Source organism: Actinokineospora inagensis DSM 44258 (assembly GCF_000482865.1).
Classification (GTDB): Bacteria; Actinomycetota; Actinomycetes; order Mycobacteriales; family Pseudonocardiaceae; genus Actinokineospora; species Actinokineospora inagensis.
In genome coordinates this window covers 195,518-214,489 of record NZ_AXWW01000006.1, presented here as the reverse complement: position 1 = coordinate 214,489, position 18,972 = coordinate 195,518, and the positions used below count along the sequence as shown (strand labels likewise).

The 18,972-nt window shown below is 70.6% G+C and carries 21 protein-coding genes and 1 pseudogene; 16 read left to right on the top strand and 6 right to left on the bottom strand.

Annotation, left to right across the window (positions count from 1 at the left end):
• Window positions 1-925: 925 nt before the first annotated feature.
• The 3 genes from H504_RS0102110 to H504_RS0102100 all read right to left on the bottom strand — a co-directional run bounded on the left by H504_RS0102110 (window position 926) and on the right by H504_RS0102100 (window position 3,612).
• Window positions 926-1,576 carry a 4'-phosphopantetheinyl transferase family protein gene (locus tag H504_RS0102110; protein WP_026421399.1) on the bottom strand — a complete coding sequence of 217 codons (651 nt, stop codon included), beginning with the start codon at window positions 1,574-1,576 and terminating at the stop codon, window positions 926-928.
• Window positions 1,577-1,642: 66 nt separating this feature from the next.
• Window positions 1,643-2,854 (bottom strand): DUF6923 family protein, encoded by a 1,212-nt coding sequence (locus H504_RS38315; protein ID WP_051385402.1) that lies wholly within the window; start codon window positions 2,852-2,854, stop codon window positions 1,643-1,645.
• The gene (locus H504_RS0102100; protein WP_026421398.1) at window positions 2,851-3,612 is read right to left on the bottom strand and encodes a bestrophin-like domain; all 762 of its coding nucleotides are present in this window, start codon (window positions 3,610-3,612) and stop codon (window positions 2,851-2,853) included. Before H504_RS0102100 ends, H504_RS38315 begins: the two co-directional genes overlap by 4 nt.
• A gap of 526 nt (window positions 3,613-4,138) precedes the next feature.
• On the opposite strand from H504_RS0102100, the gene H504_RS0102095 reads away from it, so the two are divergent.
• A complete protein-coding gene (locus H504_RS0102095; protein WP_026421397.1) occupies window positions 4,139-5,164 on the top strand; it encodes a hypothetical protein in 1,026 nt (341 codons plus the stop codon).
• A 146-nt stretch (window positions 5,165-5,310) separates the two neighbouring features.
• Window positions 5,311-5,799 (top strand): winged helix-turn-helix domain-containing protein, encoded by a 489-nt coding sequence (locus H504_RS0102090; RefSeq protein ID WP_026421396.1) that lies wholly within the window; start codon window positions 5,311-5,313, stop codon window positions 5,797-5,799.
• Here H504_RS0102090 and H504_RS32930 read toward each other — a convergent pair.
• Window positions 5,754-6,728 (bottom strand): helix-turn-helix domain-containing protein, encoded by a 975-nt coding sequence (locus tag H504_RS32930; RefSeq protein WP_035302996.1) that lies wholly within the window; start codon window positions 6,726-6,728, stop codon window positions 5,754-5,756. The genes H504_RS0102090 and H504_RS32930 overlap by 46 nt on opposite strands.
• Window positions 6,729-6,799: 71 nt before the next feature.
• Here H504_RS32930 and H504_RS0102080 point away from each other — a divergent pair, with 71 nt between their 5' ends.
• The 4 genes from H504_RS0102080 to H504_RS0102065 all read left to right on the top strand — a co-directional run bounded on the left by H504_RS0102080 (window position 6,800) and on the right by H504_RS0102065 (window position 9,979).
• On the top strand, window positions 6,800-7,189 hold the full coding sequence (locus tag H504_RS0102080; RefSeq protein WP_084467302.1) for a rhodanese-like domain-containing protein: 390 nt from the start codon (window positions 6,800-6,802) through the stop codon (window positions 7,187-7,189).
• A 113-nt stretch (window positions 7,190-7,302) separates the two neighbouring features.
• Window positions 7,303-7,899, top strand: coding sequence for a hypothetical protein (locus H504_RS32925; protein ID WP_051385400.1), 597 nt, complete (start codon window positions 7,303-7,305; stop codon window positions 7,897-7,899).
• A gap of 38 nt (window positions 7,900-7,937) precedes the next feature.
• Window positions 7,938-8,606 (top strand): hypothetical protein, encoded by a 669-nt coding sequence (locus H504_RS40760; protein ID WP_051385399.1) that lies wholly within the window; start codon window positions 7,938-7,940, stop codon window positions 8,604-8,606.
• 833 nt (window positions 8,607-9,439) lie between these two features.
• Complete coding sequence (locus H504_RS0102065) at window positions 9,440-9,979, top strand: methylated-DNA--[protein]-cysteine S-methyltransferase (RefSeq protein WP_026421394.1); 540 nt, start codon at window positions 9,440-9,442, stop codon at window positions 9,977-9,979.
• Between the two features lie 2 nt (window positions 9,980-9,981).
• Here the strand turns inward: H504_RS0102065 and H504_RS0102060 are convergent, their stop codons facing one another.
• Window positions 9,982-10,677 carry a FadR/GntR family transcriptional regulator gene (locus tag H504_RS0102060; RefSeq protein WP_245614038.1) on the bottom strand — a complete coding sequence of 232 codons (696 nt, stop codon included), beginning with the start codon at window positions 10,675-10,677 and terminating at the stop codon, window positions 9,982-9,984.
• A 222-nt stretch (window positions 10,678-10,899) separates the two neighbouring features.
• Between H504_RS0102060 and edd the strand changes: the two genes are divergently transcribed.
• Window positions 10,900-12,771, top strand: a complete 1,872-nt coding sequence (gene edd / locus H504_RS0102055; RefSeq protein WP_026421392.1) for a phosphogluconate dehydratase — start codon at window positions 10,900-10,902, stop codon at window positions 12,769-12,771.
• Window positions 12,772-12,782: 11 nt separating this feature from the next.
• Window positions 12,783-13,397, top strand: a complete 615-nt coding sequence (gene eda / locus H504_RS0102050) for a bifunctional 4-hydroxy-2-oxoglutarate aldolase/2-dehydro-3-deoxy-phosphogluconate aldolase (protein WP_035302995.1) — start codon at window positions 12,783-12,785, stop codon at window positions 13,395-13,397.
• Window positions 13,398-13,429: 32 nt separating this feature from the next.
• On the opposite strand, the pseudogene H504_RS32915 reads toward eda, so the two are convergent.
• Window positions 13,430-13,978: pseudogene (locus H504_RS32915) on the bottom strand (class I SAM-dependent DNA methyltransferase); the annotation flags it as partial.
• A gap of 170 nt (window positions 13,979-14,148) precedes the next feature.
• On the opposite strand from H504_RS32915, the gene H504_RS0102040 reads away from it, so the two are divergent.
• The 8 genes from H504_RS0102040 to H504_RS0102010 all read left to right on the top strand — a co-directional run bounded on the left by H504_RS0102040 (window position 14,149) and on the right by H504_RS0102010 (window position 18,967).
• Window positions 14,149-14,997 (top strand): SIS domain-containing protein, encoded by an 849-nt coding sequence (locus H504_RS0102040; protein WP_026421390.1) that lies wholly within the window; start codon window positions 14,149-14,151, stop codon window positions 14,995-14,997.
• Between the two features lies 1 nt (window position 14,998).
• Window positions 14,999-15,853: a class II fructose-bisphosphate aldolase gene (locus H504_RS0102035; RefSeq protein ID WP_026421389.1), complete on the top strand. Its 855-nt coding sequence runs from the start codon at window positions 14,999-15,001 to the stop codon at window positions 15,851-15,853.
• Entirely contained in the window at window positions 15,850-16,749 is a 900-nt protein-coding gene (locus H504_RS0102030; RefSeq protein ID WP_026421388.1) for a 1-phosphofructokinase family hexose kinase, read from the top strand. The genes H504_RS0102035 and H504_RS0102030 overlap by 4 nt, the downstream gene beginning before the upstream one ends.
• A gap of 98 nt (window positions 16,750-16,847) precedes the next feature.
• Complete coding sequence (locus H504_RS0102025) at window positions 16,848-17,192, top strand: YidH family protein (RefSeq protein WP_026421387.1); 345 nt, start codon at window positions 16,848-16,850, stop codon at window positions 17,190-17,192.
• Window positions 17,189-17,458: a DUF202 domain-containing protein gene (locus tag H504_RS32910; RefSeq protein WP_035302994.1), complete on the top strand. Its 270-nt coding sequence runs from the start codon at window positions 17,189-17,191 to the stop codon at window positions 17,456-17,458. Before H504_RS0102025 ends, H504_RS32910 begins: the two co-directional genes overlap by 4 nt.
• Window positions 17,459-17,808: 350 nt before the next feature.
• A complete protein-coding gene (locus H504_RS0102015; RefSeq protein WP_026421386.1) occupies window positions 17,809-18,273 on the top strand; it encodes a helix-turn-helix domain-containing protein in 465 nt (154 codons plus the stop codon).
• 17 nt (window positions 18,274-18,290) lie between these two features.
• Window positions 18,291-18,482, top strand: a complete 192-nt coding sequence (locus tag H504_RS40755) for a hypothetical protein (RefSeq protein ID WP_157440154.1) — start codon at window positions 18,291-18,293, stop codon at window positions 18,480-18,482.
• A gap of 131 nt (window positions 18,483-18,613) precedes the next feature.
• The gene (locus H504_RS0102010) at window positions 18,614-18,967 is read left to right on the top strand and encodes a hypothetical protein (protein WP_026421385.1); all 354 of its coding nucleotides are present in this window, start codon (window positions 18,614-18,616) and stop codon (window positions 18,965-18,967) included.
• Window positions 18,968-18,972: the final 5 nt, after the last annotated feature.

Sequence of the window (18,972 nt, the reverse complement as noted above, 5' to 3'; positions counted from 1 at the left end):
GGCTGACCGTCGACCGCGACACACCGAACGCCTCCGCCAACTCCGCCTGAACACGATCACGGCGCAGATAGGCCAAGGTGACCACCACCGAGGTGAACAACCCCGACACCGGCGGCCACCGTCGAGTCGGCCCGCCGGTTCCGTGGTGAATCGCGGCACACACGTTCTCGATGGAGACCCGCGCCAGGCCGGTGGCATGACACATGTCAGGCGGTCCGTTCGTTGAGAGTCTCTGGCGTGATAACCGAACTCTCCCAAACCGGCCGCTGTCCCTATCAACCGCCCCCACATTGACGATCACAGAGGCGTGACCAGAATCCGCCTGAATAACCCTCACAGTTCTGGGGTCGTGCCCTCTTGACAACTCGCGTTTCGGGTTATTGTCAGGAATGGGCCCCGGTGCCCCGGGTGGGCGGGCTCCTGTCTGGACCACGGCGGCGTTTTCGTCAAGTGTGTGGTGGGGCCCGATTGGTTGAAGTTGCGCGGGGTGGTTGTGCACAGGTGGTCGAGGTGTCCACAGGTTTGGGGCGTGCTCTCTTGACAAGCCGGGGATCGCGATATGTTCAGGAATGGGCCCCCGGCCCCCGGGTGGGTGGGCCTCTGTCTGGACCACGGCGGCGCTGAAGTCAAGTGTGTCGTGGGGCTCGATTGGTTGAGGTTGGGCGGGGTGGTTGTGCACAGGTTGTTGGGGTGTCCACAGGTTTGGGGCATGCCCACTTGACACGCTGGGGATCGCGATACGGTCAGGAATGGGCCCCGGTGCCCCGGGTGGGCGGGCTCGTGTCTGCACCGGGGCGGAGGTTTCGTCAAGGGGTGGGTGGGGCTCGATAGGTGGAGATTCACGTGGGGAACGGGGTTCGATGGGGAGGCTCGAACGGCGTCTGGGGCGGTGGGGGCAAGAAGCGCTCGGTGGGTGAGCGTGGGGTCAGGGCATGGCGATGGCGGCGACCACCAGGCCGTTGCCGGTGGTCCATTGGCCGGTGAAGCCCGTCAACTCCGTGCCCAGCACGACCGGGCCCGGGACGAGGAGGTCGGCGGTGAAGGTGCCGTTCTCGTGCAGGCGGATGCGGGCGTCGGAGAAGCCGAGCCATTTGTGGGCCAGCGGGAACCAGGACTTGTAGACGCTTTCCTTGGCGGTGAAGAGGAGTTTGTCCCAGTGGACCTCGGGTGACCGCGTCGTCAGGTCGGCGAGGTGGGTGCGTTCGTCGGGGAGGCTGACGGCGGTGAGGACGCCGTCGGGGAGGGGGGCGTGGGGTTCGGCGTCGATGCCGACTGTGGTGATCTCGGTGGACTCGGCGAGGACGGCGGCTCGGTACCCGGCGCAGTGGGTCATGCTGCCGACGACGCCTGCAGGCCACTGGGGGGCGCCCTTCTCACCGGGGAGGATGGGGGCGGGGGGGCGGCCGAGCTTGCCGAGGGCCTGGCGGGCGCAGTGGCGGACGGTGGTGTACTCGCGGCGGCGCTTGTCGACGGCCTTGGCGACGAACTCCTCCTCCGCCGGGAGCAGGGTCGCCTCGGGCGGGTCGTCGAACGCCTCGACCGCGATGACGGCGGGGGGCAGGATTCGCTCAATCACGGTCCACCACGTACTCGACCCTATCGGGCGAACCCGATCGGTGGGGGTGGAGTGCGGCGGATCATGTCAGCGGCGGCGTCGGGTGGCGGCGCCCGCCGCGCCCGCGCCGACGATGATGATCAGCATGGTCAGGCTCCAGCGGCGCTTTTCCTGGGTCTTGGCGTGCGAGCGCGGGGCGACACCGGCCGCGGCGGTCGTCGGCAGGGGGCGGTAGCGACGACTGCTCGGGGCTGCGGGCGTTGGGATCGGCACCTGGGCCGGGGGTGACGGCACGGCGGTGGTCGGGACCGGCTCCGGCGGGGGCGGCGGCACGACCGGGATCGGCGTGGGGCTGATCGTCACCGGGGTGGTGGTACGGATCGCGGGGGCGCGCGTCGGGGTTGGCGCGGGCGGGACGGGAGGCTGCTCGGGCGTCTGCTGGGGGGTGGTCGCGGGTTCGACGCCGGGGAGGCAGGACGTGGCGTCGGAGGTGGATGTGGCGGGCCAGGTGCCGATCTCGTCGACGGTGCCGTTGCGCGACAGGCCCACTCGGTAAAGGCGGGAACGGTCGCCGATGCGGTTGGCGGCCGCGTACAGCGTGGACCCGTCCTGCGACAGGACTGAGAACCCGTAAGAGCTGGTGCCCGGGAGTACGGGCGCGTCGACCCGAGTGACTTCACCGGTGCTGAGGTCGATTCGGACTACCCGGCTTGCCCAGGAGTCCGCGTACACCCCATAGGCGGCGTTACCGTGCACGTCCAGGTCGTCGACCCCGACTATCTGACCGTCCGGGTATGTGGAGAGGACGTCCACCACCGACAGGTAGTTGGGGCTACCTGCGTCGAGGCTGATCCGGTACAGGTCTGAGTCGTCGCGGACGAGCAAGGTGTCGCCGACGATGGTGCCCGCGGTGGAGCCGCTGAAATGGTCGACGGGGTACGGCAGGTCGGGGCCGCGGCGGACCGGACCGTGATCGATGATGTCGCCGTCGCTGCCGATGGCGACAACGTGCGCGCCATCACCGAAGTAGCCGTCGGTAGAGCGCGTGGACAGGCCCCACAGCGAATTCGTGTCGACGGCGTAAGCGATGGCGTTGACCCTATACCGCAGATCCGCGATGTGAGCCGTTGTCGCGTCCGGCAGGCTTACCCGGCTCAACGTCGAAAACCCCTGCCCGGCCGCCGAAACGCGAAAGAAGACACACGTGTCGGCTGGGGCGGCCTCACCGTCGGCCATGCCCAACACCGCGCAACCGGCGATGACTACGCCGACCGCGCCCGCAGCGGCCAGTCGTTTCATTGCAGTCTGGCCTGAGCGCTTTCGAACGCCGATGGCTCCACCTTCGCCCCACCGCTGTACGGGTTCTGCAACTGCTGCGTGGCGAACAACAACAACGACAACGTGCCCGCGAGGATCGACACGATGATGATGTGGGTGACCGGTCGAGGCCCACCGAACAACAACGGCAACGCGACGGACATGGCGCTACCGGCCAACAACGCGAACCACATCACGTTGCTGACGCCGTTGCCTGCGGCGTTGAGCCTGTCCTGCCTTGCTTGGTAGACCTCCCACAGCTTGCTCGCCGCGTCGGACTTCTGGTCGCGCAGCCAGTCGTCGTCGCCTGCGGCCTTCGAGATGGTGGCGCGCATCCTGTCCAGCAGCGCCCAGCCGTCCCCCGCGACGTCGTCGTTGCCCTTCTCCAGGTCCGGCCACTCCTGGTTGACCACGGTGCTCGCGTAGTCGTCCGCCATCTGGCGCACCGCGGACGCGGTGGGCTCACCCAGCGAGTCCGCCGCCCACCGGGTCGCGACGAGGTTCTCCGCTTCCCGGTACGAGTCGTCCTCGGCGGCGCTGGTCGCGTCGAACAGGGAGATCAGCACGAACGCCAGCAGCACCGCGTGCAAACCGCCGACGATGGTGAACACCTGGCCCGCGGCCTCGTTGTTCTCCATGGTGCCCTGGGTCTCGCCGATCCAGCGGATCAGGTAGGCCACACCGGCGGTGACGATCGCCGCGCCGAAGACCCAGATGAGCCCGGTGACATAGATGTTCATGACTCGCCTGCGACGCCCTTTCCGGGAAAGCGGATTCGTGTTCGCGACCGAGCAAACTGTGCCGGAAGGACGGTCGGTGGTGCGCGGCGAGAGTGATCGATCTACTCGATCGGATTACCTGCCAAAGTGATCCAGCACCCGCTCCGAGTCCACAAGGTAGTGAGCGGCCCGCGTGTGCCACAAGAGCGCGCCCGGAAAGCCCACGTTCGGTATTCCTGAACGACCGAATGGCGGCAACGGAATCCCGGGCACGAGCACGCAGCCGAGCCGCGATTCCCCCGTACCGGGACTTGATCGTCCGACGGGGTGAGCGCGAGCCCGGATGGAAGTGACCGCGCGTGTCCGGTACCGCCATTCGGCCTCCCTCCACTGTGGAAAGGACCGCCCGGTCAGGCCACGCGATCATCACCGGCGGCAGCGACCCCTCGCCCGTCGAGCGATCGGGGGCGGCTACTCAATCGAGCAAGGTGGCGCGGACGGCGGGGCGGCGCGCTCGGGCGGCGGCACCGCTCATAGACTGCCCGTCGTGGAATACCAGCTCACCGCCGACGTGATCCCGCCAGCCGACACCGAGCTCGACCCGCTGCAGCGGCACGGCGTCGCCGCCCTGCTCGACGAGCAGCTCGACCTGCTCGCGGGCATCGAGGGCCCGGACGGCGTCGAGGTGGAGCCGCTGGACCACCGGGTCGCCGTGCACCCGTCCGGCGCGGTGATCACCTGGCTGCTGGACGCCCCCGCGCTGTCGTTCGCCGAAGAGGCCGCCCGGCACGTGCTCACCGAGCTGCTCGCGGCCAGCGAGCTGCTGGAGACCTGGACCGTCGGCCGGTGCGAGGTCATCGCCACCGACGACGACCTGGCCGCCGCCCTCAACGACGACGAACCGGTCGACGACGATGACGACGAGGACGAGCTGACCGAGGAAGAGGTCGCCGCCCTGCGCGACGAGCTGCGCGGCTCCGCGGGCACCCTGCGCGCCTTCGGCCTCGACGCGTTCGGCCACAACCCGGCCGACCCCGGCTGCCCCGTCTCCGCCGAGGCCGCCACCCTCGTCGCGGGCGCCATGGTCCAGGCCATGGAGATCCTCACCGACGAGCTCTTCGCCGACGTCCAGGAACTCGAGGACGCCGAGTCCGCCGCGAACGAGGTGGAGGACCTCAGCGTCCTCAACCAACTGCCGCTGCGCTACGCGGACCACTACGGCGCGTTGTTCGCCAAGCAGTTCCTGGTGGTCACCGCGATCCTCGGCTACCGCCTCGCCCAGCCGGGCTGGACCCCGCCGCTGTGCACCGCGGAGGCGCTCGCGCTGCACGTGCTCAAGGCGGAGGCGGGCGTGCAGCTCGACCTCGCGGGCCTGCTCGACGAGCTCCCGGTCAAGGAGATCTTCGCGGCCTTCGACGAGCACGTCTTCGCCGACCTCGACCACGAGCGCCTGTTCGACCAGGAGTCGGGCGAGGACGAGATCGACCTGCTGGGCACCCCGGGCCTCGACATCGACGAGTGGTTCCTGCCGCGCGGGACGGACGTGCTGCACCCGTACCTCGCGGCGGAGTAGGTCTCCGCGGCCGTTCTCGGTGCCCTGTCTGGACATTTGGCCGGTCTGATCCCACCTGCCGGACGCCGTTGACCCTACGGTGCCCGACTGGTCGACTGGTCGCCGTGCGCTCAGACCTGATTACGCTGCGGAGTTGGTGACACCCGATGGCCTCACCGCAGGCGCTGTCACCGGCGCGAGTGACGTTGACCGTGCACGTCACGGCGGAGCCGGCGCGGTTGCCGGAGTTGACCGAGGGGCTGGTCAACGCCCTGCACGCGCTCAGCCGCGACGACCTCGCGGTGACCGTGGACGAGCCGACCCCCCGGTTGGTGGCACTGCCCGGGGGCGAGCCCGCGCCGCTGCGGGTGCTCGCCGACGCGCGGCGGGTGCTGTGGCGGGGGCGGGAGGTCTCGTTGACCCGCCTGGAGTTCGACCTGCTGCTGTACCTGGCCACCCACGCCAACCGGGTGCACCGGCGCCGGGCGCTGATGACCCAGGTGTGGCGCACCACCTACGTCTCCGAGCGCACGGTGGATGTCCACGTGCGCAGGTTGCGCGGAAAAATCGACAGCACCGTCGAATTGATCCGCACCGTGCGCGGTGTCGGCTACCAGTTCGCCGACCCGGGCGTCGTTTCCGTCGAACGCGGTTGAAACGCCCGCCGGTAGGCCGACGGTGACGTCCGCAGCACGCGGGCGAAGTGGTGCCGGAATGTCACCGGCGAATCGAACCCGACGGCGGTCGCGATGGTCGGAATGGGCAGGTCGCCGGATTCCAACAACGGCAGGCTGGCCTGGACCCGCTGCGCGATCAGCCATTTGATCGGGCTGGTGCCACTGCTCTGCTTGAACCGCCGCAGGTACGTGCGGGTCGACAGGTGCGCCCGCCGCGCCAGCGACTCGACCGTGATCGGCTCGGCGAGGTTCGCCACCGCCCACGCCATGCTCGCCGCGATCACGTCCTCGGCCGCGGCGGGCACCGGCGTCTCGATGAACTGGGCCTGCCCGCCCTCCCGGTGCGGGGCGACGACCAGCCTGCGGGCGACGGCGTTCGCGATCGTCGGGCCGTGGTCGGCGCGGACGAGGTGCACGCACAGGTCGATGCCCGCGGCGCTGCCCGCGCTGGTCAGCACGTCGCCGTCGTCGACATAGAGCACGTCGGCGTCGACCTCGATCGCCGGGTGCCGCTCGGCTAGGAGCGCCGCGTACCGCCAGTGCGTCGCCGCGCGCCGACCGTCCAGCAGCCCGGTCGCGGCCAGCGCGAACGCGCCGGAGCAGATCGACACCAGCCGGGCGCCCGCCGCGTGTGCCGCGCGCAGTCCCTCGACCACGTTCGGTGGCACGGTGCCGTGCACGTCCGACACCCCGGGGACGATCACCGTGTCCGCCGCCGCGAGCCCGTCCAGAGCGGTGTCCGCGACCAGGGTGGCGCCGCCGACCACCCGGACCGGCCCGTCGGCGCAGATGGTGAGCCGGTACCAGTCGACCTCCAACTCGGGTCGGGGCAGGCCGAAGACCTCGGTCACGATGCCGAGTTCGAACGGTGACATGCCGTCATAGGCGAGGACGCTCACGGTGTGGATGGCGTGATGTTAGCGGACGGCGGCGTCAGTGCCACTTCCGCCGAGGCGGGCCGGGCCAGACCATGGGTGGCATGAACGCGATCGAACACTTCACCAACCGACTGGCCCACGAGACCGACGTCAGTGACGTGCACGCCACACTCGGTGACTTCGTCCTCGTCGACACCAGGTCCGCCGAAGCCTGGGAACAGGGCCACATCCCCGGCGCGGTCCACCTGCCGACCCGCGAAATCGCCTGCAATACGGTGATCCCGCCCGGCGCGCGGGTCGTCACCTACTGCTGGGGACCCGGCTGCAACGGCGCCACCAAGGCCGCGCTGGAGTTCGCCCGGCTCGGCCACCCGGTCCGCGAGATGCTCGGCGGCTTCGAGTACTGGGCGCGCGAGGGGTTCCCGGTCGAGGGCAGCATGACCAGTCCGGTCGCCGACCCGCTCACGACGGTGGTCGCCTGCGGCTGCTGACCGTCCACTGTGGATGGATTGGGCCCAATGGCGCAACCGGCCCGCGAATCCGTTTCGTCATCCACGCGGGGGGTATCTACCCGGCAAGCGGTAAGCCCGGAAGGAGCCCCCCGATGTCAACAGGCGCGATCATCGGCATCATCGTCGCGGTCGTGGTCGTACTGGCCCTGGTCGCCTTCGCGCTGCGTTCGCGCTCGCGCAGCACGCGGTTGCGTGAGCAGTTCGGTGGCGAGTACGACCGCGTGGCCAGCGACCGGTCCAAGCGCGAAGCCGAACGCGAACTGCTCGACCGCGAACGCAGGCACGCCGAGCTCGACATCCGCCCGCTCTCGGCGGCCCAGCGGGAGGACTACACCACGCGCTGGGCCCGGGTGCAGGAGAAGTTCGTCGACCAGCCCGGCCCCGCGGTCGAGGAAGCCGACCAGTTGATCACCGCGCTGATGGCCGACCGCGGGTACCCGGTCGACGGCGACAACGAGCAGCGGGTCGCCGACCTCTCGGTCCGCCACGCGTCCACAGTGGAGCACTACCGGACCGCGCAGTCGGTGCGCGCCAAGCACACCGGCGACGGTGACGCCTCCACCGAGGAACTGCGCGAGGCGATCGTGCGCTACCGGTCGCTGTTCCAGGACCTGCTGTCCGACGACACCAAGAGCACCGACGAGCCCACCGCGGAGCACTATGCCCGCGACGGCCACAACCACCGCTGAGAAACCCCGGTCCCCCACCACGGAAGGGTCTTATTCCCGTGACACAGCACGACAGCGACCGCAAGCTGCAGACCGAGGACCTGCTCGGCGGCCCGGCTGACACCACCCACGACGACACCACCCGCGATGACGTGTACCGCGCGGGCGAGGACACCCGCGAGCCCGCCGACCACGCCGGGGTCGAGCCCACCGGCCGCGAAGGCGTTGACGCTGATTACGCGGAGCGCTCGGGTGAGGTCGAGGCAGACCACGGTTATGCGGACCATTCTGGGTCGGAACGCGGTTACGCGGACCGGGCCGGCGGGGTCGAGGACGAGCCGGTTGACGCCGAAACCGTTGGCGCGGAACAGGTCCACGGCGGCGAGTACGCGGCCATTCCCGAGCAGCAGCAAGCGCGTGAGTCGGGAGTCCCGGCCGCCACCACCGCCGAGGAACCCGGCGCGCAACTGTTCGCCGACGACGAGGTCGAGCGGTTCCGCGACCAGTGGCAGGCCATCCAGACCACCTTCGTCGACGACCCGCAGGACGCCGTCCGCTCAGCCGACCACCTGGTCGCCGAGGTCATGCAGGCGCTCGCCGCCACCTTCACCGAGCACAAGCGCGGCCTGGAGGAACAGTGGCGGGACGGCACCGACGCCCAGACCGAGGACCTGCGACAGGCGCTGCGCCGGTACCGGTCCTTCTTCAACCAGTTGCTGCACTCGTAAGCAGGCCCTACCCGGACGCCGTGGCCAGCCTTCGCCGAGTTGTCCACAGTCAGCTCGGCTGTCCACAGGCCACGGCACCCGCCCCCGATGATCATGGGGTCCGGGTAGGCTGGCCTCGGGGACGCCCCCCGGGACAGGGTGGGGGCTGGGGTCCGGTCGGCCCGGGTTGGGCCCTGTCCGCGGGGCCTGCCGGGTCGCAGGGTTGCGGGGCCTGGTCGTGTTTGCCGGGTTGGTCGCGCATTCGCCGGGTCGCTCATATCCACTGAGTTGCCCGTGGTCGCGGGGTCGGCCGCACTCATCGACCGCCTGCGTGCACTGGGTTTCCCACGTCCACCGGCCGCTCGCATCCAGTGGGCTGCCTACAACCAGTGAGCTGCCCACAACCGTTGAGTCGCCCCAGCCACCGGACTGCCACCACCGCTGAACTGCCCCATTCGCCGTGCGACCCGAGCCGCCGTGCGACCCGAGCCGCCGTGCGACCCGAGCCGCCGTGCGACCCGAGCCGCCCGCATCCCCTGAGCCGCCCCGGCACCGAGCGGCCACAACCGTGGGTCGCTCACATCCGCCGAGTTGTCCCTATCCACCGAACGGCCTCCCTCCACCGAACTGCCCCGCATCCGCCGAACTGCCCCGTATCCGCCGAGTTGTCCACATTCAGCCCGGCTGTCCACAGGTCATGGCACCCGCCCCTGATGATCATGGGGTCCGGGTAGACTGGCCTCGGGGACGCCCCCCGGGAAGGGTGGGGGCCGGGCTTGTGGGGGTGGGGGGTCGCGGGTGGTGGTGGGGCGTGGTCGAGTCCCCGCATCAGGCAGACTGGTGCGGGGACGTCCATGCTGGGAGGGGATGTGGCTTACGCGTTGTTCGACACGCCCATTGGGCGGTGTGGGGTGGCCTGGGGGGCCGCGGGTATCCGGGCCGTTCAGCTTCCTGAGCGTGCTGAGGCGGTGGCTGTTGGGCGGTTGCGGCGTTATGGCGCGGAAGGTGAACCGCCGGGGTGGGTGGTTGGGGCGATTGACCGGATGCTTGGGTTGCTTGGCGGTGATCGGGACGACCTTGCTGACATTCCCGTTGATCCGGACGGGATTCCCGACTTCGATCGTCTTGTCTATGACGTGGCCCGGGGGATCGCGCCAGGGCAGACCTTGACCTATGGGGAGGTTGCCGCGCGGATCGGGCATCCGGGGTCGGCGCAGGCTGTTGGGCAGGCGTTGGGGCGGAATCCGTATCCGATTGTTGTTCCCTGTCACCGGGTTCTCGGTGCGAATGGTCGGGTTGGTGGCTTTTCGGCGGGGGAGGGCGCGGTGACCAAGCTCCGCATCCTCGGTATCGAGGGGGCGGCGCCGAATGGGCAGCCGTCGTTGTTTGACTGAGTTTATGCGCGGGCCGCGGTGATCCGGTGCTTGATGGGCGCGTAGTGCGCGACCACGGCGACGGCGAACCCGTCCAAGTCGGCGGCGCGGGCCGCGTTCACGATGCCACGGTGCAATTGGACCGTGTCGTGTTCGTCGGTGGGGAGGCCCAGGTGGGGGGCGACAGTCGTGTAGACGTCCCAAAAGGCGTCGGTCAGTTGGCTCACGAGCTCGTTGCCCAGCGGGTGCACCAGGAGGGCGTGGAAGGCGCGGTCGGCCTCCACCGAGTTCTCCCCACGGCCCATCCGGTCGACCAGGGCGTCCAACGAGTCCAGGTGTTCCGGGTCGAGGGAGTCGATGATGCGGGCGGCGTTGCCGCGTTCGAACAGCTCCCGCACCTCGACCAGGTCGGACAGCACGCCGAACTCGTCGTCCGGGCTGAGCAGGCCGCGGAAGGTGAGTCCCTCCACCAGGGCCGACAGGCTCAACCGGCCGACGTAGGTGCCGTGGCCGTGCCGGACCTCGACGATGTCCAGGGCGTCCAGGGTCTTGATGGCCTCGCGGACGCTGGAGCGGGACGCGCCGAGGGCGGCGCAGAGTTCGTTCTCCGTGGGCAGCGGGGCGCCCGGCCGGAGCCGGTTGTCCAGGATGTACCGCTTGATGCGCTCGGAGACCTCTTCGCGCAGCAGCGCGCGCCCGACCCGTTCGTTGGACACCACGTCCGGCAACCCCTCTCCTCGCTGGCGACACCTTCTCACGTACGGCGGCGTGGCCGGTCGACCGCCGGGGTGTCCGGCCGGTGACCGGGCCGTGAACTGGGCGTTCGGCGGGCTGAATCGATTTTGACAGCGCGCTCGGCCGCTCGGTAACGTCGGTGTCACGGGGTGCGCGCCAGTGTCGTCGTTCGCGCCTGGGGGCAAGACACACACTAGGCCGGAGAGATGACGATGAGCGTGCCATTGCACCCGGTTGTCGCCGAGGTGACCGCCCGGATCGCCACCCGCAGCGCCGCGACCCGATCCGCCTACCTGGAGCGGATGGCGGCGGCCCGCACCGAGGCGCCGACCCGCGCTGGGCTGGGCTGCAGCAACCTGGCGCACGGGTTCGCCGCCTGCTCGGGGCCGGACCGGTTGGCCGTCAAGGGGGTCAGCGTGCCGGGCGTGGCGATCGTGTCCGCGTACAACGACATGCTGTCCGCGCACCAGCCGTTCCTCGAGTTCCCCGCCTGGATCAAGGAAGCGGTCCGCGAGGCGGGCGGCGTCGCCCAGTTCGCGGGTGGCGTCCCGGCCATGTGCGACGGGATCACCCAGGGCCGCGCGGGGATGGAGCTGTCCCTGTTCAGCCGCGAGGTCATCGCCATGGCCACCGGGGTCGCGCTGGCGCACGACATGTTCGACGCGGCGCTGCTGCTCGGCGTGTGCGACAAGATCGTGCCCGGCCTGCTGATCGGCGCGCTCGCCTTCGGCCACCTGCCGACCATCCTGGTCCCGGCCGGTCCGATGGCCTCCGGCCTGCCCAACAACGAGAAGGCCCGGATCCGCCAGGCGTACGCCGAGGGCAAGGCCACCCGCGACGACCTGCTCGCCGCCGAGTCCGCGTCCTACCACTCGCCGGGCACCTGCACCTTCTACGGCACCGCGAACTCCAACCAACTGGTCGTCGAGGTCATGGGCCTGCACCTGCCCGGGGCCAGCTTCGTCCCGCCGGGCACCCCGCTGCGCCGCGCGCTCACCGAGGCCGCCGGTCGCCGGGCGACCGCGATCACCGCGCAGGGACCCGAGTACACGCCGATCTCGCGGGTCGTCGACGAGCACGCGGTCGTCAACGGCGTGATCGCGCTGCTGGCCACCGGCGGCTCGACCAACCACACGCTGCACCTGGTCGCCATCGCCGCCGCGGCGGGCATCCAGCTCACCTGGGACGACTTCTCGGACCTGTCCGCGGTGGTCCCGCTGCTCACCCGGATCTACCCCAACGGGGTCGCCGACATCAACCACTTGGTCGCCGCGGGCGGGGTCCAGTTCCTGGTCGGCACCCTGCTCGACGCGGGTCTGCTGCACGCCGATGTGTCCACTGTGGCTGGTCCGGGGCTGGACCGGTACCGGCAGGAACCGGTGCTGGAGAACGGGGTCCTCACCTGGCGCGACGGCGCGACCACATCCGGTGACACCGCCGTGCTGCGCCCGGCCACCGACCCGTTCGCCGCCGACGGCGGTCTGCGCGTGCTCTCCGGCAACCTCGGCCGCGCGGTGATCAAGGTGTCCGCGGTCGCCGAGCAACACCACGTTGTCGAGGCGCCCGCCCGGGTGTTCACCACGCAGGAAGCCGTGTCGGCCGCGTTCCGCGCCGGTGAGCTCGACCGGGACGTCGTGATCGTGCTGCGCCAACAGGGCCCGCGCGCCAACGGGATGCCCGAACTGCACGGCCTGACCCCGGCCCTGAGCGCGGTGATGAGCCGGGGCCACCAGGTCGCCCTGGTCACCGACGGCCGCATGTCCGGCGCGTCGGGCAAGATCCCCGCCGCCATCCACTGCACCCCCGAGGCTGCGGCAGGCGGCCCCATCGCCCTGATCCACGACGGCGACGTTGTCCGCCTGGACGCCGTGACCGGCCGGGTCGACGTGCTGGTCGACGCCGACGTCCTCGCCGCCCGCCACCCGGTCGACGCCCCCGCCGCGGACTCCGAGTGGACCGGCACCGGCCGGGAACTGTTCGCGGCCCTGCGCCGCTCGGTCGGCCCCGCCGACCACGGTGCCAGCGTCTTCGGCCCGGCCCACGTGCAAACCCCCGACCTCGCCGACATCACGGCGTGAGGGAGAGTCAGATGCTGAGCCTGCTCGACATGTCCCCCGTCGTCCCGGTCGTGGTCCTCGACGACGCCGCCCAGGCCGTGCCCCTGGCCAACGCCCTGGTGCGCGGCGGGGTGCGGATCATCGAGGTCACCCTGCGGACCCCGGCCGCCCTGGAGTCGATCCGCCGGATCGCCGCCGAGGTCCCGGACGCCGTGGTGGGCGCGGGCACCGTGGTGACCCCCGCCCAGGCCCTGGCGGTCAAGGAGGCGGGCGCCCGCTTCATCGTGACCCCCGGCAGCACCGACGCCGTCCTCGACGCCGCCGCCTCGACCGGCCTGCCGGTGTTGCCGGGCGCCGCCACCGTCACCGAGGTCCTCCGGCTGGCCGAACGCGGCTACCGCGAACTGAAGTTCTTCCCCGCCGAAGCCGCGGGCGGCATCCCGTTCCTGAAGTCGATCGCGGGCCCCATCCCGGACATCCGCTTCTGCCCCACCGGCGGCATCACCGCCACCACCGCCCCCGCCTACCTCGCCCTCCCCAACGTCGGTTGCGTCGGCGGCTCCTGGCTGACCGCCTCAACCGACCTCGCCACGGTCGAACGGCTGGCGGGGCAAGCCTCAGCCCTGCGCGCGAACACCACCGCCTGACCGGGTTCCATCAGCAACTCCGCCTCGACGGCGAAACCGGCCGCGGTCAGCCAGTCCTTGACGCGTTCGGGGGGACGGTGGTGGACGTTGACTTTCATCGGGTGACCGCCGTAACCCGCCGTCTTCAGGTGGACGCTGTCACCGGTGTGGAAGCCGACCATGACCACGCCGCCGTCGCGCAGCACGCGCCGGAACCCGCTGAGCACCCCGGGAACCTCGTCATCCGGCACGTGGATCAACGACCACCAGGCAAGCACGCCCGCCAACCCGCCATCGATGCGCAGGTCGGTCATCGACCCGACGTCGAACCTGATCCCGGGGTGGTTCTCACGGGCGATCTCGACCATCGCGGGGGAGAGGTCGATCCCGCGCACCGGCACGCCCAGACTGTGGAGATGGCCGGTCACATGGCCGGGTCCGCACCCGATGTCCGCCACCGGCCCCGCCCCCACCAGGCCCGCGAACGTCACCAAAGCCCCACGCAAATAGGGTCTCTCCGCGAGCGCGTCCCGCAGTTGGTCGGCATAGCTCTGAGCGACGGTGTCGTAAGAGGCGCGGGTGTCGGCGAGCCAGTCGACCATGCTGGGAACGGTAGGCGACGCGGGGTGGCCCTCGACACCGAGCGACGCCACAAGAGCCAAGATTGGTGTAGACCTCTGACCCCCTCTTCCTGATACCCTGGTGCCGCGGCTGCGCACACATGCACGGTGATCGTCGTAAGTGTGCAGTTGTGAGCAGAAGGGTCGGTGTCATGGCGTACGTCGAGGATGAGATCGCGAGTCAGCCGGGGTGTTGGGGGCGGGTTCCGGCCGTGCAGGTGGCGGCGGGTGGGGAGCGCGTCGCCGTGGTGGGGTGTGGGACTTCCTGGTTCGTGGCGATGGCGTACGCGGGGTTGCGGGAAGGCGCGGGGCGCGGGCGGACCGACGCGTTCGCGGCGTCGGAGGCGTTGTTGGACCGGGATTACGACCGGGTGGTCGCGATCACCCGGTCCGGGACGACGACGGAGGTCGTCGACCTGTTGAGCAAGGCCACCCAGCCGACCACCGTGATCACCGGGGTCGCGGACTCGCCCGCGGCCGAGCACGCCGACGAGACCATCGTGCTGGACTTCGCCGATGAGCGGTCGGTCGTGCAGACCAGGTTCGCGACGACGGCGTTGGCCCTGCTGCGGACCTCCCTGGGCGAAGACCTCAGCCAAGCGATCACTGATGCCGAGCGGGCGTTGGACGTGGATGTCGACCGCTGGGCCACCGTCGAGCAGGTCACGTTCCTCGGGCGGGGGTGGACCGTGGGTATCGCGCACGAGGCGGCGCTCAAGATGCGGGAGGCGGCGGGGGTGTGGACCGAGTCCTACCCGGCCATGGAGTACCGGCACGGGCCGATCAGCATCGCGCAGCCGAACCGGTTGACCTGGGTGTTCGGGCAGCCGCCGTTGGGCTTACCGGAGCAGGTGGCGGCCACCGGCGCCGAGTTCGTGCACAGTGATCTCGACCCGATGGCGCACCTCGTCGTCGCCCAGCGGTTGGCGGTGGCGGTGGCCCGCGCCAGGGGGCTCGACCCGGACCGGCCCCGCAACCTGACCCGCTCGGTCATCCTCTGACATGGCGCTCGTCCCCACCGCCGCCATCCTGGACGCGGCCGCCGGGCACGCGGTCCTGGCGTTCAACGTCGTGCAGCTCGAACACGCGCAGGCCATCGTCGCTGGAGCCGAGGCCGCCGGGCGGGCCGTGGTGCTGCAGATCAGCGAGAACTGCGTCCGCTACCACGGCGCGTTGCGGCCGATCGCGCTCGCCACCCTCGCCGTCGCCGAGGCCGCCGCGGTCCCGGTCGCCGTGCACCTGGACCACGTCGAGTCGGAAACCCTGGTGACGCAAGGCATCCGGCTCGGGGTCGGGTCGGTCATGTTCGATGCGTCACGTTCGCCGTACGCCGAGAACGTCGCGCGGACGGCCGCGGTGGTGCGCCAGTGCCACGACGCGGGGGTCGCCGTGGAGGCTGAGCTGGGCGAGATCGGCGGCAAGGACGGCGTGCACGCCCCCGGTGTCCGCACCGATCCGGCCGAGGCGGCGGCGTACGCGGCGGCGACGGGCGTGGACGCGTTGGCCGTCGCCGTGGGAACCTCGCACGCGATGGTGACCAAGGACGCGGTGCTCGACCTGGACCTGATCGCCGCCATCCGCGCGGCGGTCCCGGTGCCGCTGGTGCTGCACGGGTCGTCCGGTGTGCCGGAGCACGACCTGGCCGCCGCGGTGGCCGCGGGCATCCGGAAGGTCAACATCGCCACGCACCTCAACGCCGTGTTCACCGCGAGCGTCCGCGCCGCGCTGCACGAAACGTCCACAGTGGACACCAGGAAGTACCTCGGCCCGGCCCGCACCGCGGTGGCCGCCGAGGTGAGCAGGCTGCTGGGCGCGCTGCGCGCGGTCCCGGCACAGACGATCGGGACCCCGGCATGATCCTCACCGTCACCGCCAACCCCGCCCTCGACGTCAGCTACCGCGTCGACCGGCTCCGCCCCGGCCACACCCACCGCATCGGCGCGGTGTTCGAGCGCGCGGGCGGCAAGGGCTTCAACGTCAGCCGGGTGCTGCACGACCAGGGGGTGCCGACGCTGGCGCTCGGCCCGGTCGGCGGCATCCTCGGCGACTCGCTGCGCGCCGACCTGATCGACTCCGGGCTGCCGCACGAGCTCCTCCCGGTGGCCGCCGCCACCCGGATGACCATCGCCGTCGTCGCCGACGAGGCCACCATGTTCAACGAGCCCGGCGGGCCGCTCGCCGACGCCGACTGGGCCCGGTTGCGCGACCTCGTCCGGTCCCACCTCCCGAACACCGACGTGTTGGTCTGTTCGGGCAGCCTCCCGCTCGACGCCCCCGTCGACACGTACGCGGGCTTCGTGCGGCTCGCGCACGGCGTCCCGACCGTCGTCGACGCCGGTGGCCCGGTTCTCCTGGCGGCCGCCGAGGCAGGCGTGTCGGTGGTCAAGCCGAATGCCGAGGAATTGGCGGCGGCGGTCGGCCACGACGACCCGCTCAAAGGCGCGCGGGAATTACGGGCGCTCGGCGCGGAAACCGTCGTGGTGTCCCTCGGCGCGGAGGGCACGATCGCGGCGACCCCCGACGGTGAATGGCGGGCCGCGCTGCCGAAACCGGTCGCCGGAAACCCCACCGGCGCCGGTGACGCCGCCGTCGCCGCGCTCGCCTTCGGCATCCGCACCGGCCTGACCTGGCCGGAACGCCTCCGGTTGGCCGTCGCGTGGTCGGGGGCCGCGGTCGCCGCGCCGCTGGCGGGCAGCGTCGACTGGGACGTTCTCGCCGAGTTGGAGAACGAGGTCACTGTTTCGCCGATCTGAACGCCGCATTAACCCCGAATCCGGTGTGAGGTGGCGCGCTGTCCATTCTGGGCGGCGGCGTAATCACCTACCATCCCCGGTGGAGGGGTGGTGCCTGGATGAGCGAGTCGACGGGGAGGGAACCGGACTACCGGTTCACCCTGGCCAATGAACGGACCTTCCTGGCCTGGGTGCGGACCGCGTTGGCGCTCGTGGCGGGCGGGGTCGCGGTGTGGCAGTACCTCCCCGACCTCGGCGTCCCGGCGCTGCGTTACGGCATCAGCGTCGGCCTGGTCGTGCTGGGGACCGCGCTGGCCGGGTCGAGCCACCACCGGTGGCGCGCGGTCCAGCGGGCGATCAGGCGCGACCAGCCGCTGCCGGACGGGCGGCAGGTGCCGCTGCTGGCAGGCGGGGTGACGGTGATAGCGCTGGCCGTGCTGGTGCTCGTCGTGGTCGGGCGGTGACCGACCGGGGGCTGCAGGCCGAGCGGACCCGGCTCGCCTGGACCCGCACCGGACTGTCCTGCGCGGCCGTCGGCGCGCTGCTCATGCACGGTCACCACGGGTTTCCCGGACTGGTCGGCGGGCTCGCGGTGATGACCTGCGCGCTCACGATGGTCCTCTGTGGTGCCGCGCGCTACCGGAAACAGGACAGGCCGCTGCCCGCGTGGACCGGTCTGCTCGCGGTCGCCCCCGGCGTCGTCACGGTGCTCACCCTGCTGAGCGGGTGACCCGGGGCCGGTGCGGCACCACCGACCCCGGGCGCGCACTCGCTCGGGTCCCGCCCCGTCGAAGGAGGGGGGCGACGGGCCTCGACGCGGGTCCCGTTGAGCCTGGTGCCAGGGAAGTATCCGCTGGCGGATGGCGCTGGTCCAGACCTACCGGCCGGTAAGGCAGTGGTCCAGGCCACCTCTACGCAGTGTGTAGTTCACCCGGTGCGGTCTCACTCGATGGTGGAACAACCTGCCCGTGCGGGGTGCGTCGCGCGCAAATGTGCGTAACGTGTCAACAATCGGGGAAACCGCAGGTCAGCGCGCTGCCCAGGGGTGGCGCGGTGTGGATTCGGGACGGGGGAACTGGCGTGGACGGTGTGGCCTACCAGCGCGCGCTGGGGCGCGAGCTGCAGCAGTTGCGCATGCGCAGGCGCTGGACCCGGGCGCAGTTGGTGCAGCGGTTGCCCAACGAGCTCTCGGCGCAGGCGCTGGCGTCCTACGAGACCGGCACCCGGTCCTGCACCGTCGTCCGCTTCGTGCAGTTGTGCACCGCGCTGGAGGCTTCCCCGCACGACCTGCTGGAGCGGGTGCACGACCAGGTCAGCCACGAGGAGTACCCGGCGTCGCTGAAGGTCGACCTGAGCGAATTGGCGAACGACCGGCACCCGGAGCTGGCCCCGGCCCGCCGCTGGGCGGCCACCGAGGTGGCCAGGCACGCCGCCAACTCCCGCGACCTGGACATCGGCGCGCTGGAGTCGCTGGCCGCGCTGTGCGGCGTCGGCACCGTCGAGCTGGTCCGGATGCTCCGTTCCGGTGAGAATTCCGAAGAGTAGTCAGAACGCTTCGCCCGGTGTCGGCGCGAACGCGCCGGAAGAATGCGGACCCAGGTTCGAGCGAAAAGGTTGCCGCCGCGCTGCTGCGTGACGTGATCGGTACCGTCTGTGCGTGTTTACGCCTTTTACCTGATCATCCGGTGGTGATTTTCCGCCACCGCACGCGGTTTATAACCGCGAAAGCGTTACATCTGGTTTCCGAATTGTGACAATTGGTGCGCCGTCGTCCGTCGTGAGCGTGATCGCAACCTGTGCGACATCTGTCCTTGTTCTGCCTGCCACCGGCGAACCAGACGATTCGCGCAGACGTCGGGGTGTACCAGTTGATGGGAGAAACCCGATGGCGGTCGCCCGCTTCCAGATCTACAGATCCACCGACGACGCGGTGACCTGGCGATTCCTCTCCGCTAACAACCGCAGCCTCGGCCAGGCCGCACACCGGTTCTCCGACGCCGAGATGTGCTCGCGGGCACTGCTCGAGCTGCGCACCCGATTGTCCGAGATTTCCGCGACCACCGCCAGGGAGACCCCCTCGCAACTGTGGTCGTGGCGCGTCCGGTTGGCGGGCAGCGATCTCGCCGTCTCCAGCCGCAAGTACCACCGGCGCGTGCAGGCGCAGTACGCGTGCCGCAGTTTCCTCGGACTCGTCGCCAACTCCCCGGTCGCGGACCTCCCGCGAGTGGTGCATTTCTGATGCGC

What these genes read in the sequence shown, in the direction of transcription:
- H504_RS38315 (WP_051385402.1), bottom strand. Translation starts at nt 2,854, where the DNA reads ATGAAACGACTGGCCGCTGCGGGCGCGGTCGGCGTAGTCATCGCCGGT.
- H504_RS0102100 (WP_026421398.1), bottom strand. Translation starts at nt 3,612, where the DNA reads ATGAACATCTATGTCACCGGGCTCATCTGGGTCTTCGGCGCGGCGATC.
- H504_RS0102090 (WP_026421396.1), top strand. Translation starts at nt 5,311, where the DNA reads ATGGCCTCACCGCAGGCGCTGTCACCGGCGCGAGTGACGTTGACCGTG.
- H504_RS0102080 (WP_084467302.1), top strand. Translation starts at nt 6,800, where the DNA reads ATGAACGCGATCGAACACTTCACCAACCGACTGGCCCACGAGACCGAC.
- H504_RS32925 (WP_051385400.1), top strand. Translation starts at nt 7,303, where the DNA reads ATGTCAACAGGCGCGATCATCGGCATCATCGTCGCGGTCGTGGTCGTA.
- H504_RS0102065 (WP_026421394.1), top strand. Translation starts at nt 9,440, where the DNA reads ATGCTGGGAGGGGATGTGGCTTACGCGTTGTTCGACACGCCCATTGGG.
- edd (WP_026421392.1), top strand. Translation starts at nt 10,900, where the DNA reads ATGACGATGAGCGTGCCATTGCACCCGGTTGTCGCCGAGGTGACCGCC.
- eda (WP_035302995.1), top strand. Translation starts at nt 12,783, where the DNA reads ATGCTGAGCCTGCTCGACATGTCCCCCGTCGTCCCGGTCGTGGTCCTC.
- H504_RS0102040 (WP_026421390.1), top strand. Translation starts at nt 14,149, where the DNA reads ATGGCGTACGTCGAGGATGAGATCGCGAGTCAGCCGGGGTGTTGGGGG.
- H504_RS0102035 (WP_026421389.1), top strand. Translation starts at nt 14,999, where the DNA reads ATGGCGCTCGTCCCCACCGCCGCCATCCTGGACGCGGCCGCCGGGCAC.
- H504_RS0102030 (WP_026421388.1), top strand. Translation starts at nt 15,850, where the DNA reads ATGATCCTCACCGTCACCGCCAACCCCGCCCTCGACGTCAGCTACCGC.
- H504_RS0102025 (WP_026421387.1), top strand. Translation starts at nt 16,848, where the DNA reads ATGAGCGAGTCGACGGGGAGGGAACCGGACTACCGGTTCACCCTGGCC.
- H504_RS0102010 (WP_026421385.1), top strand. Translation starts at nt 18,614, where the DNA reads ATGGCGGTCGCCCGCTTCCAGATCTACAGATCCACCGACGACGCGGTG.